Origin of the sequence: Spirosoma sp. 48-14, assembly GCF_001898575.1 — a bacterium.
In the GTDB taxonomy this organism is placed as follows: Bacteria; Bacteroidota; Bacteroidia; order Cytophagales; family Spirosomataceae; genus Spirosoma.
Map to the genome: position 1 here is coordinate 61,241 of NZ_MKUD01000070.1, position 18,786 is coordinate 80,026.

An 18,786-nucleotide genomic window follows, 5' to 3' on the forward strand; every position below is an offset into this window, starting at 1 on the left:
CGTTTATAAGTTATATTTGTTTTAGCGCTCAAATGTATTAGCTATTCTAATATTAGAAAAACTCGAAATTCTAATACTTTTTATTAGAGAATCTTATGAATATCGATACCATTGCCCTCCAGTGTTTTATTGCGGTGGCCGAAACAGGGAGTTTTACTAAAGCTGCCGACCGGGTAGGCCGAACCCAATCGGCAATTAGTCAGCAGATGACCAAGCTGGAAGGTTTATTGGGGAAGTTGCTGTTGGTGCGGGGGAAAGCGTTTACACTTACCCCCGAAGGAGAGATTTTTCTGGGCTATGCCCGCCAGATTTTTGCCTTGCACCGCGAAGCGCTGGATCGCTTTAAAGAACCCGAGCTGGAAGGGGAAGTACGCTTCGGCTTACCGGAGAATTTTGCTACCGTGTACTTATCGGACGTTCTGGCGGATTTCTCGCGGATTCACCCCCGTATCCTATTGAAAATTGAATGCGATCTGACGCTGAATTTATTCGAGCGGTTCAAGCAGAATGAGTTCGATCTGGTGCTGGTAAAGATGAATCGTCCCGAGGATTTTCCTAATGGACTGGACGTATGGTCGGAGCCACTCAAATGGGTAGGGGATACCAATCTGATTGATCCTGGAAAGCCGGTGCCGCTGGTGTTGGCTCCCCAGCCTTGTGTGTACCGGGCTTCGGCTATCAAGTCCCTTGAGCAGTCGAGCCGTGCCTGGCGATTGGTTTTTTCAAGCCCGAGTTATGCCGGAGCCGTAGCGGCTGTCCGGGCAGGTATGGGTGTTTCGGTGATGCCTCAGACTATGATTCCTGCTGATTTGCAGGCTATTGATGCGACGTTGTTGCCTAAATTGGCTGATACGCATGTGTCGTTAATCAAACACATGGCCAATAATGCGGCTATCAATACGCTGGAAGAGTTTGTGCTTCGGCGACTTAAACACTGAATTGATGAAAAGGTATTTCGACAGGATTAACAGGATTTGCATGATTTTTAAATCGTGTGAATCCTGTGAATCCTGTCGAACTTTTACTTCTTAATCTTGTTCTCAAGCAGGAAAACCCCGTTTTTGTTCGATACGATAATGTCGGGTTTCCGGTCGCCATTCATGTCGTGAACCGTAACGTTCAGGCCCGAACCTGAATCGGTATCAATGATGTGCTCTTTGTAGTACGGCTCTTTACCGGGCGTAAACTCAAACCACATCAGAATGGCCGGGTCGCTGTCGCCGGGGTCACGGCCGTGGTGCGCCAGAAAACGCTTGCCCGTAATATAATCCTTCCGGCCATCGCCATTCAGGTCGGCCATGATCGACGAGTGGGTTTGAGCGGTTGTGTTGCTCATCAGGTGCGTCTTGAAGTTGATCTGACCCTGCTCATCGGTGATTTGTTCGTGCCACCACACACCTAACGCGTGTGCCGATGCACTCACTACATCATTTTTGCCGTCGCCGTTTACATCCAGTACCTGCATGTGCGAACAGGGCTCGCCCAGATTGGCCGGATGAAAGACCCAGTTGCCTGATTTTTTGTCGGCCGTTCCTTCAAACCAGCCTTCCCGAATCACCACATCATTGAAACCGTCCTTGTTAATGTCGCCGAAGCCGATGCCGTGTGAGAAAATTTCGGTGCCAGGTACGTTTTCTTTGCTGAGCGGATAGCGTATCCATTCTGTTTCGCCGGGTTTCGAGGGCGCTTTCAGCCACACAATCTGCTTTTTGTCCTTATCACCACAAAGGATGTCGAGCCGCCCGTCGCCGTCGATGTCAATAAAACCGGGCGACTCGTTGGCAATCCCCATCGAGTTGGCCAGCATGTGTTTCTTCCATTCGCCCGGCGTGGATTCGCCCGGTGCATTGTTCTTCGGATTTTCGAACCAGAAGCCGGGCTTGCCGGGGAAGTCGATAATGACCACATCGTCCCAGCCATCCTGATTGACATCCATGCCCATATTCAGAAACGAATCACTGTACTCTTTACGCGGATCGTACGAGCGCGAAGGGGCCATTTCGTGACGGGTCCAGTTGGGGGCTTCGAACCAGTAATAGCCGGCTACAATGTCCATTTTGCCGTCTTTGTTCAGGTCGGCCACGGCAGCCCCCTCCGAGATGAAGTCGCGGGTAAGTGTCGTTTTTTTGAAATTACCTTCGGGAACGACTGGCTTGGTAGCTCGCTCGGTGCTGGTAGCTGCAGCCTGTTGCTCCCGAACCTTCATTAAGGTCTTATCCTGACTGTAAGCCGTAGTGAGCCAGCAGGCTAGTATGGTTCCACTCAGTATGATTTTTGTTTTCATAAGTTCATCGGTTATAGACCACAGATTTTTATGATTCTTATGATTTACGCAGATCATCATTAATCATAAGAATCATAACGATCTGTTGGGGACTCCCGTGCGGGTCTGTTGGTCTTAAATTATTCACCCAATACTTTGGCAATCAATGTCTGAATTTCGTGATTTTCGTGCGAATGCTCCAGTTTACCAACACGGTCGTTGAACTCTTTCAGTAGCTTTTTCGAGTCGTCGGTATTGATGGCTCCGATTCGCTGAATCATGTAGTTCAGATGCTTTGGCATTTTCGACTTCTGGGCCAGATCCAGCGCCCGTTTCATGTCGACAGCAGCCAGCGGCTCGGTAGCGTACCACAGCATAAGTGGTTGGTTATGGTCGTCTTTATCCTGCGCCTTTTGCACGAGGGCATCCAGTACATCCCACCGCTGACCCGGATCAATTCGCCCCATTGCCGAAGCCAGATACAGTCGGACCATTGCCGAATTGTCGTTTTGCGCCATGGTAGCAAACTGTTTCAGGGTTTCGGGTGAAACAGTTTTGTCTTCGGCTAGCAACTGGATGGCCCAACTCCGTACATACTCGTTTTCGTTCGAAAGCAGGTCGTTCAGATCTTTGTCGGTTAGCCCCTGCGTAACGTGTAAGGCCCAGAGTGCCCGTAGTTTACGGGTTGCGTCGGGGTTTTGGGCCAGAATCTCTTTCAGCGCCTTATGGACTTTTTTGTTCGGACCACGCTCCTGCAAAATGGTCCGGGCCTGCCGCACATACCAGTCGTTCGGGTTCAGTTGCGCCTTTACCAGTTCCATATCCGACGCCTTCCGTAAATCGACCTGCACCCATTTGTCATTCTCGTGGCTGAGCTTGAAAATCCGGCCCATCGTTTTGTCATGCACGTCGGGATTGGAGCTGTGGCATTGGTTTTTGTCGTACCAGTCGATCACCCAGACCGAGCCGCTGGCATCGTATTTAAAGTTGAGCCACTGCGACCACGAATCATTCATGACAATAAAATCGGGCTTGTGCGACACCGCATAACCAGTTCCCGAACGGGCCGGATGGTCTCTGTTGAACCGGGCTCCGTTGATGTTGTTCATGAAAATATCGTTGCGGTACTCCTGTGGCCAGCTATTGCCGAGGTAGATCATGGCACCCGAATGAGCGTGACCGCCACCCGCCGAGGCCGACCGGAAATTGCCCGCATGAGGGCCACGCTCACCTACCCAGTGTACGTGGTCGGCGTGGGTTTTGATGTCGTCGTAAGTGTAGGGGTTGAAATGTTTTCCGGCCTGTCGCTGGTAACGTCCGCCCTGAATCATGTGGTACATGTGCGGAATCACGCAGGCCGTTATGAACGCATGACCGTAATCGTTGAAATCGAGTCCCCAGGGGTTGCTGGTTCCTTCGGCAAAGAGTTCGAACTTGTGTGTGGTTGGATGATACCGCCAGACCCCCGCATTCAGTTTGGTCCGTTCCGAATCAGGGGCACCTGGCTTGCCAACGTTGGAGTGCGTAAACACACCGTGGGTACCATACAGCCAGCCATCTGGACCCCAACGCAGACTGTTGAGTGTTTCGTGGGTGTCTTCAAGGCCCCAGCCATCGAGCAGTTTTTGGGGTGGCCCCAGCGGTTTGTCGGTTTTGAAATCGGCCGGGATAAAGAGCAGGTACGGAGCCGCTCCGACCCACACACCACCCATACCAACTTCCATACCACTGACCAGATTCAGGCCTTCGATGAACACTTTCTTGCTGTCGAGCGTGCCGTCGCCGTTGGTATCTTCAAAGATGAAAATCTTGTCGCGGCCCTGGCCTTCGGGAGCTGGAACGGGATAGGTGTGCGATTCGACCACCCAAAGCCGCCCGCGCCAGTCGACGGTAAAGCAAATCGGCTTCACAATGTCGGGTTCAGAAGCGGCCAGGGTCATTTTAAAGCCATTGGGCAGTGTCATGGCCTGAGCCGCTTTGACGCCCGAAAGTCCCGCGTTCAGGACCGGATCGAGCGGAGGTAGAATAATAATGTCTTTCTGTTTCAGCTCATTAGGAAACGTTGGACGAGTGGCATAAAACTGGAAATCATCGAAATTGATGTGCGCCCACTTGTCATGCGGAATGTACGGAATCTGCGAAATTCCCGTTTCGTTGTCGATGATACGGATGTAAATGTCCTGATTCAGATACGGTTGCAGATCAACCACAACGGGCTGAAGCGTGGCGCGGCCTTGTCCGGTGCTGTGAAAAATAACCTTGTTGGTGCTGGCCTGTACAAGTTCGACGCGGGTATCCTGCAACGCTCCTCCCGACACTTTGAAGGCAGCAAAGGGCTGCGTGACTGTAAAGGGAACAGACGTTAAGGTGCCTGTTTGTTTGGCATTGGCCGTGCCGCCACTACTCAGAAAATACTTCCCATCGAAGCCGATGTGCATGTCTTTTTCATGAACGGGCGAGGGGTCATCCTGTCCGACAACCGGGTTGCTAAACGCATTGCCAGTCGCGGTCCAGTCTTTCAGCGTGCCCGTTTCAAAATTCAGGTTGAGTGGCTGACCGTTCTTCATGGGTGTCTGACCGGCAACAGTGGCATCGTTGACTGAACCTTCAACCACCTCGAAATTACCGACCATACCAGCCGCCCGGTGGCCCGGAACAGTACAGTAATAGGTGTCGTTTTTGTCGGCTTTGAAGGTGATACTGGCTTTGGTTCCCTTTTCCTGTAGCGTCTTGCTCTTAATGCCCAGCTTTTCGAGAGCAATATCGTGGGTCATCAACTCGCCATTGGTGATCGTAATGCGGACCCGGTCGCCTTTGTTGGCTTTCAGAGTTGGGTTACGGGCACCGTCCTTGGCGAAAAAGCCCAGCATAGTGGCTTCCAATGCATACTCCCGGTCGACTTTTGCCGTGTCTGGAGCCGCGGATTTGGTTTTGGGCGATTGGGCTAAAACAAGTGTTGCGGGTAGTAAGAAGGCCGCAACCGCTGAAGGTATACGATAACGGAAGTTAGGCATAGGAATAGATTTTTGTTTCTGACATGATTTACAGGATTGACATGATTTTCAGTCAACAAATCATGTCAATCCTGTAAATCATGTCAGAAAGAACATTACAACTCGTTTATGGTCAGATCTCTAAATTCAACCTGGGCGACACCACCGCTGTGAATTTGAACGGCAATGACGCCCTTGTTCGGAATTTTACTGTCCTGCTCTGTATAGTCACAGGTTTTGACACCGTTGATGTATAATTCATGGTGGTTGCCTTTGCAGCGGATGATGTAGCTGTTCCAGCCATCTTCTTTCAGCAGGTGTTTGAGCGTTCGCAGATCACCACCAACCAGTTTTTCCCGACGGTGTTCATCGTACAGATCGCCCCAGAAACCATTGCCAATATCGGCCTGGTACCCAATGATTTTTTTGCCCTCAATAATCGACCGATACTGAATGCCACTGTTGATCATCCCCGTTTTAGGATCGCCGTAAAGCCGAAACAGACAACGGAATTCAAAATCACCATACTCTTTTAGGGTATGCAGGTAGGTATTTTCCGGTATCTTGTTAACCCCATCGCCACTATGAATCACGCTGTCTTTCACCGACCACCAACTCGCCTGTGCCGGGTCAACGGTTTTCCAGCCGTTCAGTGTCTTTCCATCAAACAATGAAACCGCCTTGACGCTCGACTGGGCGAAAAGTGAACATGTACTGATAATCAGTAGTACCAAGGTACTCAATGTGGTCTGAAACGGCCTGGATAAATCTTGCGCAAAAAAACGATGTGGCCCGTTTGCGTTCATGCTGTCGAGGTTTACGTACTGGTTGACTTACTAAAGCAACCAATGCGGGTAAAACTCCCCATGTAGACGCAAGAAAATGATTGAATCCGTTAATCGATTAAGCTCAGTTGGAACTAGTTACGCACATCGTAAAATACATCAGGTACTTCCCTGGGTAGTGATTGAATCGGCCTCTATAGAGTACTTTTTTGTAAACGGCGAGGACGCAAAGACGCTAAAGCTAAACGTTTGATGTATAGCTCTTAGCGTCTTTGCGTCCTCGTGGTTGACTTGAATTGGGCTATTGTGAAACCATTAAGTCAGGAAAGGCTTCACAATCTCCAGCACTTCTTCTTTGGTAAGTGGCTCGTCGTAGGCTTCGGTAATGCCTTCCAGCGGTACCAGACCATTCAGAATACCCGCCAGATTGATGTTCTTCTGGGTTACATTGTCTTCGCCCTTGTAGACCATAGCGCCTACGGCTGGTGGTAAACCGGATGGGCTAGCCAGTGGAATCCAGCCTTTCTGACCGCGCAGGAACCGAATCCGGGCTGCATGGGTAGCTTCGGTCGAGTGAATCTGCAAAGCGGTTTCCAGAATTGGTTTGGCGTTCATCAGGTTTGGAGCCTGTCCTTTATAGGCCCGTACGCCCGTATCTTCAAATGCCTGCGAAACGGCAGCAAAGGTCTGGAAATTACTGAACACATCCGGAAACATCCCTTTAGCCGTAAAATCAAACTTCGGCTCCGAAATGGCTTTAGGCCCCAGTACACTTTTCAGCAGTTTAACGTGGAGTTCTTCGTGCCGACGAATTAGTTCAAACGCAGGTTTGTACTGCGAAGGAATCATGGTCAGGTTGTTGCCGATGTCGTAAAAACGATATTCGAGATATTCCAGTGTAAGGGCGAAGTTGAGCACATCCACAACATTGTCGGGGAGCATCATACCCTGTCCGTAGGCTTTATTGAGTGCCGAGGCCAGAATGGTTGGTGCGGCAACAGCCACTGTCTTTTTGGTCAATGCACTAAATAGTCCGCGACGGGAAACGTGTTCCATCCGTCCGATAAAGTCGCCATCAACCTGTTCGAGTTCGTTGAATAGATTTTGTAAGTTCATGAGCTTAACTGGGTTTAGGCGACGGCTGTCGGCAGATTACGACCATCGATTTTTTCAAGGATATATTTTTGCGCTTTGGGCAGTACTTCTGAAGGCTCCATTTTGATGAATAACCCGTCCATCACGATGTTTTCGCCCGAGAAAGCCGTTTGGTTCATGTATTCCATTTCGCGGATGATGGCTACGTGCCGGGCTTCGAGCGAAACAATTTTCCCCGCTACTTTCAGGTTTTGGGGATCGGTCAGGTATTTACCACCACCTGTATACGCTGCCGTACCTACTTCGGCAAACATGCGCGAGGCCTCCATGACGTCGGTACGCTGGCGGAAGTTGATGCTGCTGAAATCGAAGGTTAGATCGGGTATACCGGCACCACCCAGAGCCGTCCGGTAAAAGGCCCGGTGCGTAACCTCATGGTTACGTAGATCCTGGAACAACTGCATTTCCATAGCAGTCATGCCCGAATAAGGATTCGCCAGCACCATCTGGTAAAAAGTGGCTTCAAGCTGTTCCAGAACGAAGGCATAGTTTAGGATGCCCAGATCACCGCCGGGAAGTGTAATGACGTCGCCCGGTGCCGCAGCCCGTGCCCCATTGGGACTTACTTGAAGATCCGCTGTGGAGCAGGCCGTCAGAATACCACCGGTGACCGCTGCGGCTCCGACAGTTCGCAAAAACGATCGCCGTTGAACGGAAGCCGTCTCGGGCGCAGTCTGCGTAGGATTGTGCATGTTTTTCATTGAGTAAATAAATAAGTGTTCGTACTGCTGGACTTACACCAATTCGGGCTAACAGGTTATGCAAAGTGAGGAAATGGGACTTTTCAGCAAGCGGTGGGATGAGTTGAAACAAGGTCGGATAAATCCTGACTGACGGGCCATTACCTCACTATTTTTCGGTGAAACTCTAGGCAGAGGGTTGTTAATGTACTAAGTACCCATCATACTATGATTTGTACGTAATAATTAGCTATAAGACTATTGGATCAGTAGATTTTGGCTAATTTTACAGAGTTGCTTTATGCCAACATTAACTGAAGAATAACGTATGCGGCAAAACTTCAAACGGGCCAAAGTGCTGGTGATTGATGATAGTTCAGATCATTGGCTATTAATTAAAAAGGCCATGCAACACTGTCTTCCTGAGGTGACGCTTGTGCACGTGAGTAGCGTACAGGAAACACTTGAGCTACTTCAGGAGTGGAATACGCAGGAATGGGAACTACCTCAACTGATTTTGCAGGATTTGTACCTTCCAACTCGTGAAGCCGGGTGGCAGCTATTGAATCAAATTAAGGCAATGTCTACGACCGTAAGTCTGATACCGTTGATTATGTTCAGTTCATCCAACGACCATCTCGATGTTGAGGAGGCCTACCACGCAGGTGTTTCTTCGTATTTGGTTAAGCCCATTGATTACACGGACTGGGTTGCTTATTTCAACGAATTACGAGCCTATTGGTGGGAAACCGTTACGCTGCCTCCCGTTCAGTTTTCGATCTATTAAACGGACGGCAGATCGTAAAGTCATTAAAAAAATGATTTACTCTGCAGGGGGCGTCATTGAATGGGGGAAAAGAAGTTTTGGGATGGGTTGGGCGAGCGTGGGTAGAATTTAGCCGTATTCTGTATTTTCGTTATCAGCAGACTTCGCCATTCTCCTACGCCTTATTTTCATGCAACCATCACCCAGATCCCTGCCGTTCGACGAGTATGTTACCCATGATGCCACAGCCCTGGCCGAACTTGTCCGAACGGGCGAGGTAACTCCGGCCGAGTTGCTGGAAACGGCCATTGCCCGAGCCGAGGCTGTCAATCCACAGCTCAATGCCATCGTCACACCCCTGTACGACAAAGGCCGGGCCATGACAAAGGAGTTGCCCGAGACTGGCCCCTTTCAGGGTGTTCCCTTTTTGCTGAAAGATCTGGAGCTGGAATGGGCCGGAACGCCGATGAAATCAGGTTGTCGGGGCTATCATAACTATGTGTCGACGGTGGATAGTGAAGTGATTAAACGATTGAAAGCCGCCGGATTAGTTTTCTTTGGTAAAACCAATACGCCTGAATTTGGTCTGACACCCTATACCGAATCGAAGCTGTACGGCCCTGCCCGAAATCCCTGGAAACTGACGCATTCGCCGGGTGGTTCGAGTGGTGGGTCGGCGGTGGCGGTAGCGTCTGGTATCGTTCCGGCAGCAACGGCATCAGATGGGGGCGGTTCCATTCGGATTCCGGCTTCGTGTTGTGGACTATTCGGGCTGAAACCGTCGAAGGGCCGGGTTACGTTGGGGCCTCGTTTTGGTGAGTTGTGGAACGGAGCGGTGACCGGACTTGCTGTTACCCGTAGTGTGCGGGATAGTGCCCGGCTGCTCGATGCCATTGCGGGACCTATGCCGGGTGATCCGTATTTTTTGCCTGCCCCTGAGCGCCCCTTTCGGGACGAAGTGGGTCGTGAGCCCGGTAAGTTGCGGATTGCGTTCTCTACCCAGCCCCTGATGCCTGGCCAAATAGTTGACTCAGAATGCATTCGGGCGGTTCAGGAAACGGTTATACTGCTGGAAAAGCTAGGGCACTCGGTTGACGAAATTCCGTTGCCTTACGAGAAAACCATCGTCACGGAAGCCTTCTTCGTGAATGTGCTGAGCGAAACAGCCGCTACTCTTCGCGAACTGGGTGAGTATCTGGGGCGCCCGGTTCGGCGTGACGATGTCGAACTGAACACCTGGGCGCAGGCCCGACTGGCGGAAGGGTTCTCGGCGGCTGATCTGGCCTATCAGAAACGACGCTGGAATACACTCAACCGCAGTATGGGGACTCTCCACGAAACCTACGACCTGTTCCTGACACCGACCTTACCCCGCCCGCCTATTGCCATCGGAACATTTCAGAACAAAGCTTCGGAAGAGCGGCTCCTCAAACTGGTTGACTCGTTGGGTGGCTTAAAATACCTGAAAGGCAGCAAAACGGTCGATGACCTGGCCGAGCGCTCGCTGGGTTATATTTCCTTTACGGTCATTACCAACATGACGGGCCAGCCATCCATGTCGGTTCCTCTGCATTGGTCGGCAGATGGTTTGCCCATCGGTGTTATGTTTGCCGCCAAACTTGGTGACGAAGCCACCTTATTCCGACTGGCCAGCCAGTTAGAGCAGGAACGCCCCTGGTTTATGAAACGCCCGAGTTTATAACAAACGGCTCGTCCGCTATTGTATCGCAGACGAGCCGGGAGCGAATGGGCTTTTGTGTAGTGTGTAGTTTACTGACAAGCGTAGGTGTAATCTGTCGTGCTGATGGAAGGGGTTCCGGCAGCGTTCGGATTTATACCACCTACACCACTTTTATAAAGCATCACTTCCAGTTTTCGTTGAATTTTCCCCTGCTTGTCGTAAGTATAGCTAAACGTTGATGTAAAGTTTGTGTATAGATTTACATCAAATTGCTGATAATCCTGTGATGATTTAATGAGCAGGTTTCGATTTGGACGACCTTCAAAGAGTTTTTTGGCTGGCAGATTATCTTTGGTCAGATCGTAGGTGTATACGGTCGTTAGCTTGAAGTTTGGATTCGTAATTTCCTTTTTGATCACATTACCATTATCAATCGTATACGTCGTCTTCTGAACGCCCGTCGGGCTGAGTTCCGTCGTTTCGATAAGGTAGCCATTGGCATCGTATTTATAGGTGGTATTACCATTGATAATGGACCCGATCAGGCTCTGGCTGTTCAATGAATAGCTGGTCTCTTTGGTAAGGATGCCTCCCGTAAATTCAGATTGCTTAATCGTGGAAACATTATATTCATAGGTGGTCGCACTATTGGAGCTGTTATACACTATGTTTTCCTGAGAGAGAAGTTTCTGCGAATTATAGGTGTAGGTATGTGTTTCTGTAGGCGCTAAGACAAATGTTTGCTTGCCTGCCGGAAGCCCGTACGTAGATCCTTCAAACGTAATCGTTTCGCTGTTAGGTGGGGTTCCAGTCCCTGTGTAATCTTTCTTAATGGTTTCTTGTACAATCGGACAAGATGGGATCAATTCGGGGAAGCGGTGATCCGTGCAGGAAAAAACGACTGATGCAATGGTTAAACAACTGAGTAATGGGTATAGCGTGAACTTCATAAGTGAAACGTATATAGATAAAAAGTATTTATGCGGTTACTTGTTTAGTAACCCGCAAATGTAAAAAATGAATACTTGAAGATGTAATAAATTCTATGCTATGGTTTTATGAAGCTTTAAGATGATGTGCCTTTTGTGACGTTTAAAATAAACAGCCTCAATCTTACTCACTATAAGTCAGCTACCTCCCAAAAAGATCGCTGTTCGCCCGCGATGTAATCGCTGACGAACGGATGTGGGTGATGCGATAGTTTAATAAGTTTACTCACTATAATCCAGTTCCTTTCCATAAGTTTCTTCCATCGTGAAGAGGGACCAGAAGCCTAGTACAAAACAGATCAGGGCGACGATAGCGGCCGATTCGATGACGCCCAGCGACGGCTTCATAGCCTGATAGGCCGGAATGCTTAGAAGGGTGGTAGCCCGGACATTGTTGGCTACTGAGGTCGTAGCGGTAGCACGGAGGTTGGTGCCAAAACTCTCCGCTGTAATGGTCAGGAACATGGCGATGTAGCCGATGCTGAAGCCCATCAGTAAGTAGCTATTGTAAAAGAGGCTGGTCGATTTTATCCCGCCGAACAGATAAATACCGACCAGAATAAGGGCTAGCCCCATCATCCAACCAATGGCACTCCGGCGAGCCTGTAACCATTGGCTCAGTATTCCACTGAATAAATCACCCGCCACCGTACCGACATACATAAGCATCAGACAACGACCTGGCTGGATCGCTTCGGCAATGCCCAACGCCTTCCCAAACTCGTTGCCGAACGTAGCCAGAATACCAATGACAAAATAAGTTGGAACGGCAATGCCCATGCAGCGCAGATAACGAAGCGTCGAGGTTCTGGTTCGAAACAACGCCCAGAAATTTCCTCGTGAGACACCTGTTTCCTGCGTCCGTTTGAACATACCCGATTCCAGCACGCTCACCCGCATGAGTAGTAGGCCTAGCCCCAGTCCACCACCAACAAAATAGGTTGTGCGCCAGTCGAACAGGGTAACGGTGAAATACGCAACGACAGCCCCGAGTAAACCGACACTGGCTACCAGTGATGAGCCATAACCGCGCAGATGCGGTGGCAGAATCTCACTGACGAGCGTAATACCTGCTCCCAGTTCACCCGCCAGACCCAGCCCCGCTATCAACCGCAGGATAGCATAGAGTTGAGGGTCATGAACAAAACCACAGGCAATATTCGCTAACGAATAGGTAATAATACTGCCAAACAGAACTGACAACCGCCCCCGTTTATCGCCCAGAATACCCCAGACAATGCCACCGATTAATAGCCCTGCCTGCTGATAATTCAGAATTTTGCCGCCAATAATGGAGATGTCAGCCTCCGACAGGCCAATATCTTTCAGGCTCGGAACCCGCACGATGTTGAACAGCAGCAAATCATAAACATCGACAAAGTAACCCAGGGCGGCTACAATAACGGGCAATGCAAAAAGTGGACGTAATGAGTTTGACGGTGATACGGTAGCAGTTGGCGACATAAGAGGTAAGGAATAATAAGGTCGAATGTACGGCAAAAAATAGAACGCAGATGGTTAGGCCGATTATGATTCGCACAGATTTTTTGCGCGTAAATCATAATCAGCCTAACCATCTGCGTTCTATTTTTTAAATCAAAAACTTTCGCAGGTTATAAACGAAGCATCCAGCTTTATGTATCTTCAATATAGCTATTAGTCGTATTACGCGTAATTCGCCTGTATTGCCTTTTAGGCGCGGTTGCCATGCACACCGTATTCCCGATTTGGACTTTAACCGAACGCCCTGATTATACGGCTTTATTGAATGACAAACGAATAGCTTATTCCTGGGGTCGGATTTATTTTTACATCGTGGTCTTTCGCTAGTAGAGCAATGCCGCCAATTCGCAGGTTTAGCCCTTTCCAGACCATCCAGCGAAACCCGGCTTCAAGGCCCATTGCATTTTGTTCATTGTAGTCAAGGTTTGTACCGCGCAAATACGAAATACCTGCGTAAAACGAAGACGGATTTTCTTTTCTGCCAACGGGTAAAAACCAGGTCGTTAAGCCAACCTTCATAAATTTTGTGGTAACGCCTGGTTCCAGCGCTGTGATGTAGTATCCTGCATGTACTGACACTTGCTGATGACGGTATTCCAGCCCGATCGACGGATTGCGAAAGCCATTCAGGCTAATTTCCTGTTTAGGAAAACGACTTTGCGAAAAAGTAGTAGTTGATACAAGCACTAGAAGAGCGACGATTGACCGTTTGATTTGCATGAGATTATTCGTTTTCGATTGACGATGCAAAGGTCAGTCGCTTAAAAATGAGGCTACTAGACAAATGTCCAAAAAGAAGAAGCGGTAACTTTCCGATGAAATTACCGCTCCCTTGAGGCCAGAAGAAATTGTATTCGGGTAGATTGATTGTTATCGAATAGTACTACGGATGCGGCTCAGGTGCCGGGGAGTTACGCCTAAAATCGAGGCCAGGTACTGTAGAGGAATTTGCTGTAAAAGGAAGGGCTCTTCCCGGAGCATTTTCTCATAGCGTTGTTCAGCGGTCAATACGATCAGGTCAATTCGGCTGGCATCGATACCGCAGATGGTGCTTTCCAGAAGCTTAATATAAAAATCCTTGAACTGCGGAACTTCGCTGATCAATGCCTGTAGGTTGGGTTTACTAATCAGGCTGATACTGCCATCGGTTAATGCCCTGATGTTTTCGAGAGCGGGCGTTTCGCTGACGAAGCTTAAAACAGAAGCCAGAAACGTATTTTCAATGGAAATGTAGGTTGTTTTCTCTTCCCCATCCTTAAGCACGTAGTACTGGAACATACCGCTTTCCACAAAGCCAATATGCCGGCTTGTTTTACCAAACTGAACAACGAAGTCGTTCTTTTTGAACGTCCGACATTGTAACGAAGCCAGAATTTTCTCCAGATCAGGTCCCGCAAAGCCTATACGCTCGAAATATCGTTTTAGTTTTTCCATCGTGGAGGGCCGGGGGAATTATCTAAAATCAGCGATCAAAACAAAAGTAGGAAGAAGTTTAAGCTGTTGATTGATAATCGGTTTGGCCTTTTTGGACGATCGTGTCAATTCAAAAAGGCCAAAAACAAAAACCAGATGCCTTTTCTGTTTGAAGAAAGACATCTGGTTTTTGTTTATTATGTTGGGTAATTACCAGAAACGAACGTATAGTACTGTCAAAATCAGCATAATAACCGTAATCATCGCTGTGACCGTGGGTGGCAGACGGAACATGCTGGTATCGATCTTGAACGCTTTCGGATTCACCGCCGGACCAGCCAGGCTAATCAGTACCATAGCCAGGATGGTGAAGAAAAACGCCCAACCCATTGCTACCAGGAACGGAATCTCGTATACGCCATCCGCATTTTTGAAGGCCGTATACAGGATCGTTTCGTGACCAAACCACTCAGGAGCAAAGTTGTTGAACAACGTGGTTAGCGCAAAGCCGAGCAGAATACCGGCCACTGCAGCCGCGCCCGTAGTACGCTTCCAGAAGAAGCCCAGCAGGAACACCGCAAAAATACCGGGGCTGAGGTAGCCTGTATACTTCTGAATGAACGTAAAACCACCCTCACGACCGATACCCAGTGCATCTTTCCAGGTCAACGCAATAGACAGCAGCATGGCGATCAGAATGGTAACTCGTCCGGCCCAGACCAACTGCTTTTCGCTGGCGTCCTTCTTGATGTATTTGTGGTAGATGTCGAGCGTGAAAATCGTCGAAATCGAGTTGGCTTTACCCGCCAGCGACGCTACAATGGCGGCCGTCAGTGCGGCCATCGACAACCCTTTAAGACCGTTGGGCAGGAACGACAGAATAGCCGAATACGCGTTGTCGGCCAGGAGTTTACCACCAGGAGCCATTTCGCTCTGGAGGCTACCGTTTTTATACAGTACGTAAGCCGCAATACCCGGTAGCATCACGATCAGCGGCATAAACAGCTTGATCATGGCTGCAAACAGGATACCCGTACGAGCAGTTTTCAGGTCGGCGCCAAGCGCACGCTGCGTAATGTACTGGTTACAACCCCAGTAGTTCAGGTTCACAATCCATTGACCTGCAAAGTACATCGTAATACCCGGTACAGTCAGGTATTTATTTACTTCGACCTGTGATGTATTCGGCCCCGGCTTTTCAAAAATTAGGTGGAAATGGTCGTCGGCATCTTTCATCATGGCTGAGAAACCGGCCACTACATCGTTGCCCAGCCCAAACTTCTGGCTCACCAGCGTTAAGGCAATGTAGCTCGTTACCAGACCGCCAATCACCAGTACGACTACCTGAAACACGTCGGTATACCCAATCACTTTCATACCACCCAGCGTAATGATCAGCGCGAAGATGCTGAGACCAATAACGATTGGATGGAACGACGAGGGCCCTACCAGGCTACTGATGGCCAGAGCACCGAGAAACAAAATAGAGGTCAGGTTGACGAACACATACAGAAACAGCCAGAAAATAGCCATGATAAGGCTGACCGTTTCGTTATACCGCGTTTTCAGAAACTGCGGCATGGTATAAATGTGATTTTTGAGGTAGATAGGCATAAACCACACCGCCACGATGATCAGGGCCACAGCGGCCAGCCACTCATAAGCAGCCACAGCTACCCCAAACGTAAACCCATTGCCCGACATGCCGATAAACTGCTCAGCCGAGATGTTGGAAGCGATCAGCGAAGCCCCGATGGCCCACCAGGTCAGTGACCCTTCAGCCAGGAAAAAATCTTTGGTATCGAGTTTAGTTTTCTGTTTTTGTTTGTAAATCCAGTATCCGTAGGAGGAAACACCGATAAAATACAGTAAGAAAATTATGTAATCTGTCTGGTTAAGCTGGTTCATTGTAACAGCGCGATAAGTTGGTTTTGGGAATTAGCGTGTAAAAAAAAGATTATTTCTCTAAATAGGACTACTTTATGTTAAAATCATTTAGAGATTGGCCAATCCAATACCATATTTTCAGTTTTTGGTTTGAGGTTTGACTGCGCCTGATAGCAGGCGTACCAGTACCAAACCTCAAACCAAAAACTACTGCTTCGCCTGTTCCACTTTTTTTTCGATCGGAATTTCGGATACGTCCCGCTCCCGTTCGGTTTGTTCGACATACACAGCATAATCGGCCGGTTCGATGCGGATGCCGAAATGATTGGCGTACGCTTGTGTGAACTCAGCTCCGAAATACAGGATGGCAGCCGTGTAGTAAATCCAGGTCAGGATAACGATCAGTGACCCAGCCGCTCCGTAGGTCGAACTGGTGCTGGTGGTTTCGATGTAGAGGCCAATCAGGTAACGACCCAGCATAAACAGCAATGCCGTAAATACAGCCCCCAGTCGCACATCCTTCCAGGCGATCTTTGCATCGGGTAGCACCTTGAAAATAATGCCGAATAAAATCGTAATGATAGATGTACTGAGCAGGAAATTAAACGCCATGACAATGTACACGCCCAGGCCCGGTAGTAAACGGGTCAGCTGATTGCTCAACGCCAGCACCAGCCCGTTGATGACCAGCGATACCAGCAGTAGAAACCCCAGGCTCACCACCAGCGATGACGACAGGAGCCGATCTTTGATCAGTTTTAACCAGCCGCGTTTAGGTTTAGCCTTCACCCGCCAGATCAGGTTAACCGAATCCTGAATCTCAATGAAAATACTGGTGGCGCCAATCACCAGCGTAATAATTCCAATGGCCAGCGCTGTATTGGTTTTGCCCGACAGCCCCACGCTTTTAATCATGTCCTGGATCTGCTTGGCGGCTTCGTTGCCGACCAGCCCGTTGAGCTGACCAAAAATTTGCCCACGAATGGCTTCTTCACCCAAAAAAATACTGGTCAGCGACATGATCAGTACCAGCAGGGGAGCCAGCGAAAAAACAGTATAATAAGCCAGGGCTGCACTCAGTTTCAAACAACGATCGTCCAGAAAGCCGTTGAACGAATCGCGGAGTACAATCCAGGCATCTGAAAAGAAGTGATTCACCCGTTTCGTTGCCATACGATTGCTGTTTCTTATAATCGGTTTTGGTCATGCATTGACCAATGGTATATTCTTAATACGTACCGAAATAACTTGAATACAGCCAGGTTGTTGGCAAACAACCGCGTTTTCTAGGCAAAACTGTTGACTAATTTGGAGGAAGGTTAATGAATGCGTGCAAATCGGATGGCAAACGCCCCGATCGAGTAGTCAGGATTTGTTGCTGCCAAATGAAGCCAGCCAGCCAATAACGCTACCTAAAACCACCAGAGCGCCCAGCACAATAAGCATCCATTTAAAAATGGTCAGAAATGGCCATTTGGCAATGAAACAAATGGCAGCAATAAAACCGATAATGACCAACATGCTGATGCCCAGTCCAATAAACAGCATATAGGCAGAGCCAATCCCTGAATCGCGGCTGTCGTTGTATACGGCAGCTTCGCACAGGAAATTGACCACCAGGAAAATCCCGACCAGGCTGGCTAGTCCAACCCGAAAGAGCCACCACCATTGTCCACCCGGAAGCCAGTACAGTGTAGCGAATGCGAGCAGCACGCCCAGGCCCGGTAAAAACCAGCCTGCATTGAGTAGTTTGTCGTGATCGTTTGGCGGCAGCGGTTGGCTGAATGAAATCAATAACCCGGTGATTGCTAATAAACCTACCCAAACGAGTTCAGGCCCTAGCAAAAAGGGGAGCAAACGGTTCATATTAAAACGGTTTGTAATTTTTTACGTTTTCCTGCAATAGAGCCAGCGTATGATTAACCTGTTTGTCCAGCTCTGCGTAAATCGCCTGAAGATCTCTGTCGCCTTTCTGGCAGTATAGCTCGATGGGTGTCGAGCGAGCGTTTCCAGTATCCTCAACTGTGATTTGCGTAATGGTGGCCCGGTATTTTCGATTGGTGCATTCTACCATAAAACTGAAACGGAACGAATACACACCCCCAGCCGAACTCTCCGAGCGGGGTAATGTCACTACCTGCGTCATACGACCGACCAGGTCGCCTGTTTCCCTGTCACTCAGCGAAACGTTATCGTTTGCCGAATGGCTTGATTGCATAATCCATAAACGCGCTCTACGAAACAACTCGACCTGGGATACGCTACCGCAATCAACGACGTCGGTATAGGTGACGGCCTGATTCATAACGGGTAGTATGCCGTGTAACTTTCCGTTCGTCAGTGTGGGCGGGCATTGGGCCTGCGCTGATCCAACAAGGAATAATCCGGCGGCCAAAACGGTAAGAAAGAGGGAGTTCATAAGGGTTGTTGTTCAAATAAGTTGAATGACTGTTCAGCAGGGGCCTCTGGTTGCCCAGGACGTTAAAAAAGAGGAAGGGTTGTAAACCGATGTAAAGGTAGCCTGTTGGGCAGGCGGCAGGCCAGTTGGAGTTGGTAACAGGTGGCCCCGAGCCAATAAGTTGCGGGAAAACAACCGTATTCTGTTGGGCTACTGGCACACTTCATCCGGCTTATTCGACAGTTCAGCCAAAAGGGCGTTTCGGTCGTATGG

16 protein-coding genes are annotated in these 18,786 nt (G+C 49.2%); 3 read left to right on the forward strand and 13 right to left on the reverse strand.

Annotation, left to right across the window (positions count from 1 at the left end; all coding sequences use genetic code 11):
- Window positions 1–95: 95 nt before the first annotated feature.
- On the forward strand, window positions 96–938 hold the full coding sequence (locus BGO59_RS29535) for a LysR substrate-binding domain-containing protein (RefSeq protein ID WP_293690080.1): 843 nt from the start codon (window positions 96–98) through the stop codon (window positions 936–938).
- Window positions 939–1,021: 83 nt separating this feature from the next.
- Here the strand turns inward: BGO59_RS29535 and BGO59_RS29540 are convergent, their stop codons facing one another.
- From BGO59_RS29540 to BGO59_RS29560, 5 genes are all read right to left on the reverse strand, one after another.
- Entirely contained in the window at window positions 1,022–2,284 is a 1,263-nt protein-coding gene (locus BGO59_RS29540; protein WP_293690083.1) for a VCBS repeat-containing protein, read from the reverse strand.
- 119 nt (window positions 2,285–2,403) lie between these two features.
- Entirely contained in the window at window positions 2,404–5,277 is a 2,874-nt protein-coding gene (locus BGO59_RS29545) for a PVC-type heme-binding CxxCH protein (protein WP_293690086.1), read from the reverse strand.
- Window positions 5,278–5,372: 95 nt separating this feature from the next.
- Window positions 5,373–6,062, reverse strand: coding sequence for a DUF1080 domain-containing protein (locus BGO59_RS29550; RefSeq protein WP_293690089.1), 690 nt, complete (start codon window positions 6,060–6,062; stop codon window positions 5,373–5,375).
- Between the two features lie 294 nt (window positions 6,063–6,356).
- On the reverse strand, window positions 6,357–7,157 hold the full coding sequence (locus tag BGO59_RS29555) for a ferritin-like domain-containing protein (protein WP_293690092.1): 801 nt from the start codon (window positions 7,155–7,157) through the stop codon (window positions 6,357–6,359).
- Between the two features lie 14 nt (window positions 7,158–7,171).
- On the reverse strand, window positions 7,172–7,888 hold the full coding sequence (locus BGO59_RS29560; protein WP_367120210.1) for a ferritin-like domain-containing protein: 717 nt from the start codon (window positions 7,886–7,888) through the stop codon (window positions 7,172–7,174).
- A 316-nt stretch (window positions 7,889–8,204) separates the two neighbouring features.
- On the opposite strand from BGO59_RS29560, the gene BGO59_RS29565 reads away from it, so the two are divergent.
- Window positions 8,205–8,663: a response regulator gene (locus tag BGO59_RS29565; protein ID WP_293690098.1), complete on the forward strand. Its 459-nt coding sequence runs from the start codon at window positions 8,205–8,207 to the stop codon at window positions 8,661–8,663.
- Window positions 8,664–8,832: 169 nt separating this feature from the next.
- Window positions 8,833–10,344 carry an amidase gene (locus BGO59_RS29570; RefSeq protein WP_293690101.1) on the forward strand — a complete coding sequence of 504 codons (1,512 nt, stop codon included), beginning with the start codon at window positions 8,833–8,835 and terminating at the stop codon, window positions 10,342–10,344.
- A gap of 68 nt (window positions 10,345–10,412) precedes the next feature.
- Here BGO59_RS29570 and BGO59_RS29575 read toward each other — a convergent pair whose 3' ends face one another.
- From BGO59_RS29575 to BGO59_RS29610, 8 genes are all read right to left on the reverse strand, one after another.
- Complete coding sequence (locus BGO59_RS29575; RefSeq protein WP_293690103.1) at window positions 10,413–11,273, reverse strand: hypothetical protein; 861 nt, start codon at window positions 11,271–11,273, stop codon at window positions 10,413–10,415.
- Window positions 11,274–11,534: 261 nt separating this feature from the next.
- Window positions 11,535–12,776: an MFS transporter gene (locus BGO59_RS29580; RefSeq protein ID WP_293690106.1), complete on the reverse strand. Its 1,242-nt coding sequence runs from the start codon at window positions 12,774–12,776 to the stop codon at window positions 11,535–11,537.
- Window positions 12,777–13,073: 297 nt separating this feature from the next.
- Window positions 13,074–13,535, reverse strand: a complete 462-nt coding sequence (locus BGO59_RS29585) for a hypothetical protein (RefSeq protein ID WP_293690109.1) — start codon at window positions 13,533–13,535, stop codon at window positions 13,074–13,076.
- A 150-nt stretch (window positions 13,536–13,685) separates the two neighbouring features.
- Entirely contained in the window at window positions 13,686–14,249 is a 564-nt protein-coding gene (locus BGO59_RS29590; RefSeq protein ID WP_293690112.1) for a cyclic nucleotide-binding domain-containing protein, read from the reverse strand.
- A gap of 189 nt (window positions 14,250–14,438) precedes the next feature.
- Entirely contained in the window at window positions 14,439–16,136 is a 1,698-nt protein-coding gene (locus BGO59_RS29595) for a sodium/solute symporter (protein WP_293690115.1), read from the reverse strand.
- Between the two features lie 186 nt (window positions 16,137–16,322).
- Window positions 16,323–17,288: a YihY/virulence factor BrkB family protein gene (locus tag BGO59_RS29600; RefSeq protein WP_293690118.1), complete on the reverse strand. Its 966-nt coding sequence runs from the start codon at window positions 17,286–17,288 to the stop codon at window positions 16,323–16,325.
- Between the two features lie 192 nt (window positions 17,289–17,480).
- On the reverse strand, window positions 17,481–17,981 hold the full coding sequence (locus BGO59_RS29605) for a hypothetical protein (RefSeq protein ID WP_293690121.1): 501 nt from the start codon (window positions 17,979–17,981) through the stop codon (window positions 17,481–17,483).
- Between the two features lies 1 nt (window position 17,982).
- A complete protein-coding gene (locus BGO59_RS29610; protein ID WP_293690124.1) occupies window positions 17,983–18,534 on the reverse strand; it encodes a DUF4468 domain-containing protein in 552 nt (183 codons plus the stop codon).
- Window positions 18,535–18,786: the final 252 nt, after the last annotated feature.

Coding starts and splice junctions, on each gene's coding strand:
- BGO59_RS29545 (WP_293690086.1), bottom strand. CDS start 5,277: ATGCCTAACTTCCGTTATCGTATACCTTCAGCGGTTGCGGCCTTCTTA.
- BGO59_RS29585 (WP_293690109.1), bottom strand. CDS start 13,535: ATGCAAATCAAACGGTCAATCGTCGCTCTTCTAGTGCTTGTATCAACT.
- BGO59_RS29570 (WP_293690101.1), top strand. CDS start 8,833: ATGCAACCATCACCCAGATCCCTGCCGTTCGACGAGTATGTTACCCAT.
- BGO59_RS29540 (WP_293690083.1), bottom strand. CDS start 2,284: ATGAAAACAAAAATCATACTGAGTGGAACCATACTAGCCTGCTGGCTC.
- BGO59_RS29575 (WP_293690103.1), bottom strand. CDS start 11,273: ATGAAGTTCACGCTATACCCATTACTCAGTTGTTTAACCATTGCATCA.
- BGO59_RS29610 (WP_293690124.1), bottom strand. CDS start 18,534: ATGAACTCCCTCTTTCTTACCGTTTTGGCCGCCGGATTATTCCTTGTT.
- BGO59_RS29550 (WP_293690089.1), bottom strand. CDS start 6,062: ATGAACGCAAACGGGCCACATCGTTTTTTTGCGCAAGATTTATCCAGG.
- BGO59_RS29555 (WP_293690092.1), bottom strand. CDS start 7,157: ATGAACTTACAAAATCTATTCAACGAACTCGAACAGGTTGATGGCGAC.
- BGO59_RS29580 (WP_293690106.1), bottom strand. CDS start 12,776: ATGTCGCCAACTGCTACCGTATCACCGTCAAACTCATTACGTCCACTT.
- BGO59_RS29565 (WP_293690098.1), top strand. CDS start 8,205: ATGCGGCAAAACTTCAAACGGGCCAAAGTGCTGGTGATTGATGATAGT.
- BGO59_RS29600 (WP_293690118.1), bottom strand. CDS start 17,288: ATGGCAACGAAACGGGTGAATCACTTCTTTTCAGATGCCTGGATTGTA.
- BGO59_RS29590 (WP_293690112.1), bottom strand. CDS start 14,249: ATGGAAAAACTAAAACGATATTTCGAGCGTATAGGCTTTGCGGGACCT.
- BGO59_RS29595 (WP_293690115.1), bottom strand. CDS start 16,136: ATGAACCAGCTTAACCAGACAGATTACATAATTTTCTTACTGTATTTT.
- BGO59_RS29560 (WP_367120210.1), bottom strand. CDS start 7,888: ATGCACAATCCTACGCAGACTGCGCCCGAGACGGCTTCCGTTCAACGG.
- BGO59_RS29605 (WP_293690121.1), bottom strand. CDS start 17,981: ATGAACCGTTTGCTCCCCTTTTTGCTAGGGCCTGAACTCGTTTGGGTA.
- BGO59_RS29535 (WP_293690080.1), top strand. CDS start 96: ATGAATATCGATACCATTGCCCTCCAGTGTTTTATTGCGGTGGCCGAA.